Below are 13,246 nucleotides of genomic sequence, written 5' to 3'. Positions count from 1 at the left end.
GGAACTGACAGTTAACGTCGGTTCCTTTTTTTTCGTTCTACTAAAAAATTTTCTGCCTTTGCTAACCAAAGATTTTTGCGAAATCGTAAACGAACAGGGTAACGTCCCGTTAAATAATCTTTAATCTGACGTTGCCGGTCGGGAAAAAGATTTAATGGTAACGTATGGAGATCAAAAAAACTGAATGCTGTATATTCATGGGATTCCATCTGACTTTGAGATACTACTTCTTCGACTTTATATACATAAGTAATGTCTTCCTGATACTCTTTCGTGTAGATTCCCACTAAATCTTCGACAGTGCTATCGAAAGAAAGGACTTCTTTGATTAACCGTCGCAACCCCTCTCGCTCATTCTCATTGGGTAATAAATCACCACCGGGTAAATCCCAAATCGGTAGGCCCGGTCGTCGAACCAACAAGATCAGACCATTGCGAATAATAATGCCATAAGCTTTTTTCAAATTTTTCTCACTACTTTCAGCATACGTCTTTTAACTTTCACTTTATTGACCAATAAACCGTTCCATAAAAAGACTAGCAATATTGAAATAAATCAATACACTGGTTAAATCACTTAATGTTGTAATGAACGGTCCACTCGCTACTGCTGGATCAAAACCTAGTCTTTCCATCACCATCGGAATCAAACTACCTGCTAAAGTTGCTACGGTAATTGCTGCCATCATCGCAGTTCCAATCACGAAACCTAATATGAAATTATGTTTCCAAATCCCTACGATAATAAAAATCGTTATTCCTGTTACAAAGCCAGTTACTAAACCGGTTAGCACTTCACCAATAATCAATTTTTTAAAATTCTTATCGCTATCATCAGAAATTGCTAAACGGCGCACAGCCACGGCTAATGACTGGGTTCCCGCATTTCCCGCTGTCCCTGTGATCAACGAGATAAAGACTGCTAAAATACTCGCCTTACTCACTAGTTCTTCGTAGTGATTAATCAATGTAGCTGTTGTCATCCCTAAAAATAATAATGTCACTAACCACGGCAACCGTCTTGAAGCCGCTTTGACAGGATTTTCATCGACTTCTTCGACGTTGACTCCGGCTAGCCCAGAGTAATCACTGGCTGCTTCGTCGTCGATGACATCGATGATATCATCAACGGTTACGATTCCTAATAAATGATCCTCATAATCAGTGATCGGTAACGCTAAGAAATCATAATCACGAAACGTCTGTGCTACATCTTCTTGATCGTCTCCAACATGGACTGCAATCACTCGCTCGCTCATCACATCAGAAACCATCGTATCATCATCATTGATGATTAAATCCCTCAAAGAAATAACACCCACAAGTTGATTGTCATCATTGACTACGTAAGTATAATAAATGGTTTCGGCGATTTGAGCTTCTCTTTTTAACACATACATTGCAGAACGAACCGTCTGATTTGCAACAATCGAAACAAATTCGGTTGTCATCAATGATCCGGCAGTGTCATCTTCATAATGAAGCAAGTCGCGGACTTCATTAGCGTGTTCTGAATCCATTAAACTTAAAAATTTAGCTACAGCTTTCTTATCGATCTCATTCAACAAATCGACGGCATTATCGGTATACATTTCCGATAACATATCAGCTGCGTATTGCGGACGCATCTCATTTAGGTATTCATCCATATTTTCATCGTCTTCTTCGATCACGTCAAACATATCGGCCAATTCTTTCGGAGATAAATAGGAATAAACAAGCTGGCGTTCTTCTTGATCTAAAGATTGATAAAATTGACCTTGATCATAAAAATGCATCTCCAGAAAATCATCTCGAAATCCCTGCAGATCGTTTTGATCCAACTTTTCTCGTAATTGTTGGAAATGTATTTCTAGTTCTTCTTGGTTCTCATCCATCAATCTCACCTCACTCGTAATATTAGTTCTTACTTTTTTATTTAAATTAATTGCGCTACTTGAGCCATATCCGAAGCTAAGGGCAGCTCAAAAAATAGTCGTTCACCACTAAAAGGATGGTAAAAAGACAGCGAATAACAATGCAATGCCTGACGCTGAATCCCTAGATCCATCGCTCCGCCATACAATTCATCACCTAATAATGGGCAGTCGATTGCTGAAAAATGAACACGGATTTGATGTGTTCGTCCCGTATGTAGTTGGATATCAACTAAGGCTAAAGGAGCCTTACTTTTTTTTAGCCAATATTCTGTTTGAGCTTTTTGTCCGGTTTCGATCACTTGTCGTTTTATCAATGATGACAAATCGCGTCCAATTGGTAAATCGATCTGGGCATGCTCTTTTAATGTTTCAATTGCACCAGAGACCAGTGCTTGATATTTTTTGATAAATTGTTTTTGTTGTAACCCTTGATCCAATTTTGAATGTGCAAAGCCATGTTTAGCAAATAACATCAAGCCCGATGTATCCCGATCTAATCGGGTGACCACATGAACGACTTGATTAGGATACCCTTGCTCGACATAATACGCTTTGACTCGATTAGCCATCGTTCCGCGCGGATGGTATTGCGCTGGAATCGAAGCAATTCCTGCCGGTTTATTGACAAGTAAAATATGTTCATCTTCAAATACGATATCTAAAGGAATTGCATCTGCCAATAAAGTCTCATGCGGCGCTTCATCAGGAATCACAACAGTTACAATATCATGGGCATTTAAAGAAAACAAGACGTTTTGTTCTGTCCCATTCACTAAAATTTGACCGCCTTGAAATTTGATTTTCGCAAGCAACTTTTTTGAGATTCCTTGCCTTTTTAAAAAACTACGAACAAGCGCACTTGTTTCATCTTGATACGTCCAGTTAAATTCCACGTGTTTAATCCTCTCGAATAAAGGCATCTTTTACACGATGCCAAAAATGCATATGCCGATATGAAGCAAAATGAATCCGTTCCTCAGCGATTTTATATTTGATCGAACTTACTTCTTGACTCACGATATCAAGCTGATCGATCGTGATCAAGTGTTGCCCTTCTCCAGATAAACGAACATCCACCCATTCATGTGAACCAATGATACTAGGTGATCCTAGTGTCCGAAATACTCGATTATTTAATGAAGCAATCTCCGCTAGTTGCATCGCATTAATACTTGGATGAACGACCGCTCCTCCGACACTTTTATTATACGCAGTTGATCCTGTTGGGGTTGAAATCGCTAAACCATCTCCGCGAAATCGTTCAAATAATTCTTCTTTAATGTATACATCTGCTACCATTGTTCGGCTGCCCTTACGGATCGTTGATTCATTCAATGCAAGAAAATGTTTGTGCTTGCCATCTCTATAAGAAACAACGACATCAAGTAATGGGTAACTAACACTTTTACTTGGTTCATCACATAAGCTTTTTACCAACTCAGGCAGCTCATAATCACGCCAATCGGTATAAAAACCTAAATGTCCGGTATGCACTCCTAAAAATCGGACTTGGTCTAAACGGTGACTGTAGCGATGAAAAGCAGATAATAATGTACCATCCCCACCAATCGTGATGACCAATTCTGGATCTTGTTTGACCAGTTCTAAGCCTTCTTTGTCCGCTAATAGCCCCCGCAATCGCTGTAAGATCCGAATTGATTTTTCTTCTTGATTATGGATGATTCCGATCCTTAATCCCATTGCGGTTCACTTCCTTTTTTTGCTTCTTACGATTGAATACATGTTGTGCTTCTTTAATCTCGCCTCGAATACTAGACATTTCTTCATCTAGCTGATAAGCTGCTTCGGCTGCCCGAAAAAGTCTTTTTTGAATATCTTCTGGTATTTGTCCTTCATATTTATAATTCATTGAATGTTCAATCGTTGCCCAAAAATTCATTGACAATGTCCGGATTTGGATTTCAGCCAAAAGTTTTTTCTCACCTTCAAGCATTTGTACCGGATATTCGATGACTAAATGGTATGATCGGTATCCACTAACTTTACGATTGGTAATATAATCCCGCTCTTGAATGATCTTCATATCGTTGCGTCGGCGTAAAATATCGACCATCAATGGGATATCTTCCACAAATTGGCACATGATCCGAACGCCAGCCATATCAGACATCTCTTCTTCTAAACGATCCAATGCTATCCCACGCAATTCAGCTTTATTTATGATACTTTCAACTGGCTTGACACGCCCAGTAACAAACTCGATTGGGATATGATCGCCGCCCGTTCGGTATTGTTTGCGTAATCCTCGTAATTTTATTTTCAACTCAGCTACCGCTAATTCATAGGGAGCAAGAAATGAATCCCAGTCTCTCTCCATCGTAAATCCCTCGCTTCTTTTTCCATTCTTCCCTATCTTATCACAAAGTATCGACAGAAAAAATTATCATATTTTCAGTATTTAACAAATGTTACAATCCGGTAACATTTTTAGAATTTTCTTTCTAAATATTTGACTAAATCCTTTGTTATATGTGAGGATAAAGTAGATAAATAATAGGTCAGAAATGGGAGTATACGAATTTGAGTAAATCTCTTGAAATTGAATATAAAAGTATGTTGACAGCAAGTGAATATAATCGGCTTTTGCACTCGTACCAAATCGCTGAAAATCAATTTGTCCAACAAACAAATATCTATTTTGATACACCTGATTTTCTATTGAAAGCTCAAGGGATGGGGTTAAGGATCCGTCGTTTTGAAAACAGTGCGGAAGCAACCTTAAAAGTCCCTCAAAGCGTAGGTCTGTTAGAAGTAACTGATGCGTTATCGCTTGAAGAAGTGAATGCGAATGTTCAATCTGCACAATTTGTTCCTGAAGCCAAAGAAGTTTTAGCCTATTTAAGGGCCTTACATATTTCCATCGAGAATTTACAACTAATTGGACAACTAACGACTAAACGCGCTGAGCTTTCGATTCCTGAAGGAAAATTAGCTTTAGATGAAAGTTGGTATAGTCAGCAGCATGACTTTGAATTAGAACTAGAAGTTCCTAACGCTACTTTTAGCGAAGAAGATTTCAAGCAATTTTTACAACGATTTGGCTTACCTTTTCGCAAGACCCAAAACAAAATTGCTCGCGCAGTCCACGCTCAGCAAAAATTACACACAGATATGGAGGAAAATCAGTGATTGAGATTTATTTATTTGTTAATCCTATTGGCAAACGTTGCCTATCGATTGAACGAAGAATGATTGAATTGATCAAAGCGTACGATCTTAAAATCCAATTACGTTTGATCCCTATCATGAATCTCAATACTATTTCAGAATTCATGAATCGCATCGGCGCTTCAGAAAAAGATATAAAATTACGCAATGACTTGTCTCAAGAGATTCATTCAGCCGCTTTAGATGTAAAAGCAGCCCAACTTCAAGGAAAAAAACGAGGACGGGATTTTCTCGTAGAGCTTCAAGAAGCAGTCGGACAACAAAAACAGAAGTATTCAAAGAAGCTTGCGCTTCAACTATTTACTAAAATCGGCGGTGATGTCGAGATGTTTTTAGAAGATCGGCATTCAGCCTTTGTCAAAGAAGCCTTTTTAGCTGATCAGCAGATCGCCAATGAGATGCAGATCACCTCACACCCTTCTGCTGTCATCTACAATTATAACGACGATTGTGACGCGGGCATTCGTATCGAAGGCTGTGAAATGATCCATCATATTTTAGACACCTATAATACCAAAGAATCTTTGACTACTTTTTTGAATTTACAAAATAAAAACATCCCGTTTGATCATCTAGCCACTGATTGTCATCTTTCTTTGATTTAATCATTCAAACACTTTTTCAAATATAAATAAACCAAGTGAAGCTGCTCATCTTAGGGATGAACAGTTCCACTTGGTTATTTTTTTACTCTCCAAAAATCAACACTTGACAATGACCGTATTCTCCTCGGTAAAAATATACTCTTTTTGTTTCTTAGTTAAATATAGTCCAACTTTCTGAGCGCGTAATTTTTTGGTACCAAATTTGAAGCCAAAGACTTCATTGACTTTTAAATAGTAGACGCCGCCTGCTATTTTTTCAAAATGAGCAAAACCGTTAGTGTCTGTCCTAGCATCCATAGGCAAGCCTGCTTGTTGGATCGGCAATTTTCCATTTTTAGAATAAATCACTAACTGCACGTTTGCCAAAGGATTTCCCATAGAATCCAAGCATTTTACTGTTAGATTAAAGGAATGCTTTTTCAAAAAATATTTGTGGAAGTTGGTATAGATCATACTCAGCAGTACCGAAATGGTGATGACTATTCCCAGCAGTATGAAAAGTTGTTTCAAATTTCGAGCATCGTCTGCCCGTTTGACCGTCTTAGCTATTTTTTCAGTATAGGGAACTCGATGGCCAGTTACTAGTAAGCGATGACTGTTGATCATATAAGGGGTACAGGTCAATAATGTCACGATGTCTCGTCCAGCTTCAATATTGATAACTGAAGTATCCGCAGGTTTTACGATTTCAATTTTGTCCACTTTGTAGGCTAACTTTTCATCAAACAAACTGATTACGAAAATAGCCTCTTTTTTTACTTCCTCCAAATCAGTAAACAATTTTTTTTCTGGCAATCCACTGTGTGCAGAAATCACCGCATGGGTATTGATTCCACCGGTCGGATAAGAAGTTCCCTGTAAAACAGTCGCACCTTCTTGTAATAATTTTTCATTCGTTGTATCAAAGAGTGGCAAGGTGATCTCGATTGATGGGATACTGATTGCTCCAATCAGATGTGAATGAAGGTATTTATCTGTGATGATTTTTTGTTCCTCACTATGAGTGAACGAGGGTGCTCGCGGTACCAACCCATTGATTTGCATTTTTTTATTATGTACTTCCATTCGTTCTTTCGCTTGCTGAAGTTGTTCGCTCGTGCGTTTCTCATTTTGTTTTTGAACTTCTTCCATTCGCTTTTGATCAATCCAATCATTGATCGCGTTGATATAAAAAGGATAGGTCATTACTAATACTCCGACCAGAAAAACCACGATCATAAGAATCTTATTGACCAACTGTTTTCTGGGGTTATACGAGCTACTTTTCATGCTATGTTCCTTTACTTTCTATAATGTCATACTTCATCGACTGTTTGATCTGTTTGTGCCTTCGACTGGGATGTCCGACAATGGTAAAGACCGAATCTTTTACTCGCCAAATTTTCCCTTTGATTCGTAAGCCATTTTCAGTCTCGACGCAGTAGATCCCGCCAGGAATATGAGAAAATTTAATTACTCCCGACTCATCACTAGTCGTATATATAAGCTTGTCTGCCCTGCAAATGTCTTGGCCCTTACAACTCACCCATGCTCGTACACCGGGCATCGGTTTTCCATTTTGATAAAGATAAAAAATAAAATCATACGTTCGTTTTTGAGATTGGTAAAGAACTATTTTTCGCCAAATAAAGTAAAGGAAAATAAGGATAAAAAAAATACATCCGGCAATCAAATAAATGATCCTACTGCGATGATAATTCTCGGTTACTCTTATTTTTTTAGCTGCTTGAACGGGATACTTAACGCGGTGACCGGTAACCAATAATCGATGACTATTTATTCCATAAGGGGTACATGTTAGCAGCGTGACTAAATCACGTCCATCTTCTATTTTCAAAGCATTGAAATCTTCTGGCTTCACTATCCGGATTCGATCAATTTGATAGGCCATTTTTTTCTCTTCCACATGGAGGTAAAATTGCTCTTGCTTTTTTAATTTATTAAGGTCCGTAAACAATTTTTTTTCCGCCAAACCGGTATGTCCCGTGATTACGGAATGGGTATTCTTTCCCCCTACTGGATAAGAAGTCCCTTGCAGTACTGTTGCACCCTCATCAAGCAAAAAATCATTCGTCTGGTCATAGATCGGCAGACTAACCTTGATTTTGGGAATAAAGATGGCGCCAATCATATGTTGTTCAAAATATTCCTTTTTAGGACTTTCCATTTTTTTTAAAGATGTCTGAAACGGGTCGGCTAAACTACCTACTCCAGGGATGATTGTATGTAGCTGTTTGTTCTCAGTCTCCAATTGTTTCAAACGCTTTTTTTTATCTGCTTCAGAACGTTTTTCGTTCTTTATTTGGACTTCTGCAAGTCGGTGTTGATCGATAACATTATTGATTGCATCCACTACAAAGGGATACATAAAAATAAGAAAACCAATAATGAACATGACAGCAATCGATAGTTTCAAAAATAGATCAATTTTAGCCCCTCTATTCGGTTTGCTCACAATAGCTCCCCCCTACTCAACATAATTTTCCCACACCCTCAAACAAAATAGAAATTCCATTTATATAAATTCTGTTAATTATTTGGATATTAGCTATCTTTCTTTCATTACAAAAAAATCACCCCTAATATATTAGGAGTGATTTTCGACTAATTAAAATGATCTATCTTAACTCTTCGACTAATTGTTCCAATTCATCTAAACGTAACGCAAAGATTTCCATCGCATCTTCAATGTATGTTGGTTGGGTCATATCGACCCCTGCTTTTTTCATCACTTCTATTGGATAATCACTGCTACCTGATTTTAAGTACGTCAAATAGTTTTCTAATGCTTGCACATCACCTTCAGCGATATGCTTTGCTAAGGCGCTAGCAGCAGAAAAACCAGTCGCATATTGATACACATAATAATTGTAATAGAAATGGGGAATTCGCGACCATTCATCTTTGATCTCTTCGTCGTTCAAAACGATTGGACCATAATATTTTGCGTTCAATTCTCCATAGAATCTACTTAAATAATCGCTGGTTAACGGATTGCCTTTTGCATCTTCGGTATGGATGAAATGTTCAAATTCTGCAAATTGAGTTTGACGGAAAATCGTTCCTTTAAAACCATCTAAATAATGATTTATGATATAGGCACGAACCTTGGGATCTGTTTCTGTTTCTAATAAATAGCTAGTTAAAAGATTTTCATTCGTCGTTGATGCAATTTCAGCTAAAAAGATCGAATAATCTCCATACACATACGGTTGCGTATGACGGGTAAAGTAGCTATGGACACTATGGCCCATTTCATGAACCAATGTATATAATTCATCCAAACGATCGTGCCAATTTAATAAAATATACGGTTGTGTATCATAGGCACCAGATGAATACGCACCACTGCGTTTTCCTTGATTTTCTACCACATCGATCCATCGCTCATCGAAGGCTTTTTTGACGATTTCCAAGTACTCTTCACCTAGTGGCTTCAATGCTTCTAACGCTTTGGCTTTCGCTTCTTCATACGTAAATTTTATTGGGGCTTCAGCTAGTAGCGGCGTATATAAATCATACATATGCAACTGCTCTAAACCTAACAACTCTTTACGCAACTCTACATAACGATGTAGTAGTGGCAAATACTGATTCACAACTAGAACTAAGGTGTCATAGACATCTTCCGGGATATGATTACTACTCAATGCAGCTGCACGAGCAGAATCATATCCGCGAACTTTTGCTTTAAAGTTATGACCTTTGACATGTGTACTCAATGTCGAAGCAAAGGTATTTCTAAATTGATGATAGACAGAATACAACGCTTTAAACGCTTTTTCTCGCACCGAGCGATCAGTACTTTCTAACAATTGACCATAAACACCATGCGTCAATTGGACATCTTCACCGGCTTCGTTTTTTACGATCGGAAATTTTAGATCCGCATTGTTCATCACTGCAAAAGTATCCGCAGAACTACCAAAAATTTCACTTGCACCAGCTAAAAGTGCTTCTTGTTCGGCGGGTAAAACGTGCGCCCGTTCTGAAATGATTTGTTCGATAAAATGACGATATAATTGTAATTTAGGTTCTTCAGCAAAGTAAGCCGCTATTTGGCTATCAGAAAGTTGTAATAATTCTGGTTCAAACCAACTAACCGCTTCACTGACTTTTGTGATCAAGCTAGAAGCACGGGCATATAGCGCTTGGTTTGTCGTATTAGCAGTATCTTCATCATTTTTCAGATGTGCATACACGTAAACAACTTCCGCTTTACGGTAAATATCTAAAACATAGTCAACAGCTTTTAAAAGTTCAGAGGCACCTTGCCCCAAACTTCCTTTCACTTGTTCTACATTTAGCAATTCTTCAGATAAGGCTTTGACTTTTGCTTCAAAAGCAGCCTCATCTGCAAAAATTTTGGTTAAATCCCAGGTTAATTCAACGGGAACTTCCTGACGTTTTGGTAATTGTTTTGCTTCACTCATAAAAACACTCCCATCTCTATTATCATCCCCAATCTTATCACAATTTGGAAAAAAGTAATTTTTAAATGCGTCAAGTCAGCAAAATTTTAGCCTTTCTTTGACAAAAAATTGCTTCCAAATAAAGACGCTCCAGGATTTCACGTTCTGCTATACGACAAAATGACCAATGTTGCTGTGTTTTTTCGCGATAGAGCAAAAATTTTTTAAAAATTCGATCCGCATTTTTAGCTTCTTGTTGGAACAATAGTCGAAAAATCAAAATATCATCTTGATAAAAAAAGAAATAACGACTAGGAAAATAGAGCCAGTCTGAGAGATAGAGCAAATGCTCATACCTATGATATAGATAGTCTTGTATCTTTCTGATTTTAGGATCTGATTGCCGCAATTTTAGCCCTAAATGCGTCTTTTTATCAATAACACTTTGTTTTGACAGAATGACTTTAGGTGGTGTCTCACGAATAGTTGTATTCAAAATCATTGGTAAGGGCTCAGAATACTTGGGCCATGATTTTTTTGAATAATGATAGTGTTGGTCCCTTTGATAGATATGGTAAAACAACGTAATCGTACCTGCTTTGATCCCCCATAGATGAACCCCTCTAGCTTTAGAAAATGAACAAAATTGTTTTTGTAATGCGGTAAATTTTTTATCCGGGCATAGTTTTCTTCCTAGTAACCACCAGTCCTGATAGCCCATTTGGCGATACCCACTCACTCGCTCCTCCAAACGAGATGTTTTTAATGGCGAGCATTGAATTTCTACCACCAGTTTTTGATTCAACAAATCTGGCCTTTGCGGTAGATCCTTTAAGGGTTCTTCCAATTTCCAATGTTGATCATCCTGCCGACCCCATTGGTAAAAAATTTTTTTTAAATTCAAGTGTTCGGCTGTTTCTCCTTCACTCATACCTTGACAATTTTCATTTGCCGTATGAGCAAAATGAGGAATCAGCAACTTCCCAGCTTTTCGGATCAACACTGACCCACAATCAGGACAATAATAGGTTTTACGTGCATCTGCACCACTCGCATCGACCAACTGTTTTTCTTTCGTAAAAGCAAATAGCATTCTTCTCACCTCAACCAAAGGTACAAAAAAAAGACCCATATTCACTTACATACAGGTCTTTTCTTATTTAATTGAAGTAACTGCGAGTGATTTCAATTGCATCACGACGCATCAAAAGTTTTCCATACTCGTCTAACATCTCTGTCGAAACTGCCGAGTCTTGCGTATATTCTAAAATTTCAGCAGTGACATCTGCTAACGCATAGTCTCCATAAACTTCAGGATCGAAAACAACTTGAAGATAATATTTTTCATTTAGCAAATACAAATCGCACCAAGCCTCATCCAAAAAGTGATAACTTGCTAACTCGATCATATCTTCAAAGCTATTTAGTTGAAAGACACGAACCCGATTATCCACTGGTTCTTCTTCAACCATTTCAGAATTCGCTAAAATTTGTTGACGAATCAGTTGATCAAAATCATTGGTCTCGAATTCAGTGGAATCATTCATCTTACTAATATCTTCTGGCGATAAATTTTTACTAATAAATAGCTCAAGTCCATCATTTTTTGGCAGAACTTGAAAAGTCACCGCTTCACTGCTTTTGAATTCATCTTCGATATCGACTTCTTCTAAGATACTATAAAAAAAAGATTCAATTTCGCGATGATTGCCTAATAAGTCTAAAAAAGTAATCCCACGTTCTGCTAAATCTTCATTCTCAATAATAACTCGAATCGTATTCTCATTGATGTGTTCCATTTCCATCTTGGCACACCTCACTTTAATAGTAGATTATATGTTCATTGTAACTGATTCCTTTTAAAAGTAAAGAATGCCGATGAATTTTATTAAATTCTCCTAAATAGAGGAAGTAGTTGAGGCCAACTACTTATTTTTGCCAAATAAAAATACCTCGCATCCACGAGGTATCTATTTTATAATCCAGCCATTAACTGGGCTTGACGTAATTCGTATTGGCGAACATCACGAGGCAAGAAACGACGAATTTCATCTTCATTGAATCCAACTTGTAGACGTTTCTCGTCGATCATAATCGGACGACGTAACAATCCAGGATTCTCTTTGACTAAATCCAATAATTCTTTTAGTGACAATTCATCTAAATCCATGTTTAATTTTTGGAAAACTTTCGAACGAGTAGAAATAATCTCTTCAGTTCCGTCTTCAGTCATCTGTAAGATGGCTTTCAACTCATCGATGTTCAATGGTTCAGAAAAGATATTTCGCTCAACATAAGGGATCTCATGTTCCTGCAGCCAAGCACGTGCTTTCCGACATGATGTACAACTAGGGGAAGTATATAACGTTAACATACATATCACTCCTTTTCTTGACTCTCAAATTTTGTAACAGGATATATTCATTTCCTGCTATCTGTTTCTATTATACAAAAAAAATGTAACAAAAAAAAGACTTCTTCCACTTTTTCTTTTTGAATATTAACGTTATTTAATTTTTAACACCGCTACTAAAGCTGTCAGGACATACCCGTTGTTTTAGATGAGAAATTAATGGCGTAACTCTCATTCGAAAAAATAGTATAACAAGGTTACAAACTGTATTAAAAAAATATAAATTATCTTATATTTTTCTATTATTAGTTTTGTAAAAAATTTTTTTATTGGTATAAAAATAGAAATATTATTTAAGCAATCGAAGTGAATCCTATCAGAATAACGTCAATTCAGTCTTTTTTATAACTATTACAAACTAGTAAATTGTATAAATTATCAATTTACTTATTTCACAGTTATTTTATTTTATGTTTGAAATTCTAACTCTGTATTAAATATTCTACTAAAAGTAATCATTTTAAATAGATACAGTTTCCAAGCATTCAAAAAGATTCACTTTTTTTATGTTGTTTAGTGAGATTGAAGCGGGTGAATTTCAACTTGTTTTTAAGACTGCCAATCATTATTTTTTTTGTCAGGAATATTTTTGATTGATTATTTTGAATGTTTTTTTCCAATTATTGTTGAACAGATAACATAACAAAAAGTAATTTGAAATGCTATTTTTTTATTTGTCTAAAAAAAGAACAACTGTTTTGGTATAAT

The 13,246-nt window shown here is 36.9% G+C and carries 13 protein-coding genes; 2 read left to right on the top strand and 11 right to left on the bottom strand.

The genetic code is table 11. The features are described from left to right. Positions 1-11 precede the first annotated feature (11 nt). Genes RV04_RS06475 through yjbM form a run of 5 tightly spaced genes read right to left on the bottom strand, consistent with a single transcriptional unit; the run spans position 12 to position 4,257 of the window. The gene (locus tag RV04_RS06475) at positions 12-464 is read right to left on the bottom strand and encodes an NUDIX domain-containing protein (protein ID WP_071857651.1); all 453 of its coding nucleotides are present in this window, start codon (positions 462-464) and stop codon (positions 12-14) included. Positions 465-506: 42 nt separating this feature from the next. Further along, positions 507-1,877 (bottom strand): magnesium transporter, encoded by a 1,371-nt coding sequence (gene mgtE / locus RV04_RS06470; RefSeq protein ID WP_071857650.1) that lies wholly within the window; start codon positions 1,875-1,877, stop codon positions 507-509. Between the two features lie 41 nt (positions 1,878-1,918). Continuing rightward, a complete protein-coding gene (locus tag RV04_RS06465) occupies positions 1,919-2,812 on the bottom strand; it encodes an RluA family pseudouridine synthase (RefSeq protein WP_071857649.1) in 894 nt (297 codons plus the stop codon). Between the two features lie 4 nt (positions 2,813-2,816). Next, positions 2,817-3,620 (bottom strand): NAD kinase, encoded by an 804-nt coding sequence (locus RV04_RS06460; protein ID WP_071857648.1) that lies wholly within the window; start codon positions 3,618-3,620, stop codon positions 2,817-2,819. Further along, a complete protein-coding gene (yjbM, locus tag RV04_RS06455) occupies positions 3,592-4,257 on the bottom strand; it encodes a GTP diphosphokinase (RefSeq protein WP_071857647.1) in 666 nt (221 codons plus the stop codon). The genes RV04_RS06460 and yjbM overlap by 29 nt, the downstream gene beginning before the upstream one ends. 203 nt (positions 4,258-4,460) lie before the next feature. Between yjbM and RV04_RS06450 the strand changes: the two genes are divergently transcribed. Continuing rightward, the gene (locus RV04_RS06450) at positions 4,461-5,069 is read left to right on the top strand and encodes a CYTH domain-containing protein (RefSeq protein ID WP_071857646.1); all 609 of its coding nucleotides are present in this window, start codon (positions 4,461-4,463) and stop codon (positions 5,067-5,069) included. After that, entirely contained in the window at positions 5,066-5,713 is a 648-nt protein-coding gene (locus tag RV04_RS06445; protein ID WP_071857645.1) for a DsbA family protein, read from the top strand. Before RV04_RS06450 ends, RV04_RS06445 begins: the two co-directional genes overlap by 4 nt. A 96-nt stretch (positions 5,714-5,809) precedes the next feature. Here the strand turns inward: RV04_RS06445 and RV04_RS06440 are convergent, their stop codons facing one another. From RV04_RS06440 to spxA, 6 genes are all read right to left on the bottom strand, one after another. Beyond that, positions 5,810-6,931, bottom strand: a complete 1,122-nt coding sequence (locus tag RV04_RS06440; RefSeq protein ID WP_281246545.1) for a class C sortase — start codon at positions 6,929-6,931, stop codon at positions 5,810-5,812. Between the two features lie 52 nt (positions 6,932-6,983). Further along, positions 6,984-8,168 carry a class C sortase gene (locus tag RV04_RS06435; protein WP_071857643.1) on the bottom strand — a complete coding sequence of 395 codons (1,185 nt, stop codon included), beginning with the start codon at positions 8,166-8,168 and terminating at the stop codon, positions 6,984-6,986. A gap of 163 nt (positions 8,169-8,331) precedes the next feature. Beyond that, complete coding sequence (pepF, locus tag RV04_RS06430; RefSeq protein WP_071857642.1) at positions 8,332-10,146, bottom strand: oligoendopeptidase F; 1,815 nt, start codon at positions 10,144-10,146, stop codon at positions 8,332-8,334. Between the two features lie 70 nt (positions 10,147-10,216). Continuing rightward, positions 10,217-11,218, bottom strand: a complete 1,002-nt coding sequence (locus RV04_RS06425; protein WP_071857641.1) for a competence protein CoiA — start codon at positions 11,216-11,218, stop codon at positions 10,217-10,219. 67 nt (positions 11,219-11,285) lie between these two features. Then, a complete protein-coding gene (locus RV04_RS06420; RefSeq protein ID WP_071857640.1) occupies positions 11,286-11,930 on the bottom strand; it encodes an adaptor protein MecA in 645 nt (214 codons plus the stop codon). A 170-nt stretch (positions 11,931-12,100) separates the two neighbouring features. Further along, positions 12,101-12,499, bottom strand: coding sequence for a transcriptional regulator SpxA (gene spxA, locus RV04_RS06415; RefSeq protein ID WP_010739854.1), 399 nt, complete (start codon positions 12,497-12,499; stop codon positions 12,101-12,103). Between the last annotated feature and the right edge of the window lie 747 nt (positions 12,500-13,246).

The organism is Enterococcus hermanniensis (assembly GCF_001885945.1).
GTDB lineage: Bacteria > Bacillota > Bacilli > Lactobacillales > Enterococcaceae > Enterococcus_A > Enterococcus_A hermanniensis.
This window is presented reverse-complemented; position numbering and strand designations above follow the sequence as displayed.

Bases quoted from the DNA above. Each gene is read 5' to 3' on its own strand.
- mgtE (WP_071857650.1), bottom strand. From the start codon at position 1,877: ATGGATGAGAACCAAGAAGAACTAGAAATACATTTCCAACAATTACGA.
- RV04_RS06460 (WP_071857648.1), bottom strand. From the start codon at position 3,620: ATGGGATTAAGGATCGGAATCATCCATAATCAAGAAGAAAAATCAATT.
- yjbM (WP_071857647.1), bottom strand. From the start codon at position 4,257: ATGGAGAGAGACTGGGATTCATTTCTTGCTCCCTATGAATTAGCGGTA.
- RV04_RS06440 (WP_281246545.1), bottom strand. From the start codon at position 6,931: ATGATCGTGGTTTTTCTGGTCGGAGTATTAGTAATGACCTATCCTTTT.
- pepF (WP_071857642.1), bottom strand. From the start codon at position 10,146: ATGAGTGAAGCAAAACAATTACCAAAACGTCAGGAAGTTCCCGTTGAA.
- RV04_RS06425 (WP_071857641.1), bottom strand. From the start codon at position 11,218: ATGCTATTTGCTTTTACGAAAGAAAAACAGTTGGTCGATGCGAGTGGT.
- RV04_RS06420 (WP_071857640.1), bottom strand. From the start codon at position 11,930: ATGGAAATGGAACACATCAATGAGAATACGATTCGAGTTATTATTGAG.
- spxA (WP_010739854.1), bottom strand. From the start codon at position 12,499: ATGTTAACGTTATATACTTCCCCTAGTTGTACATCATGTCGGAAAGCA.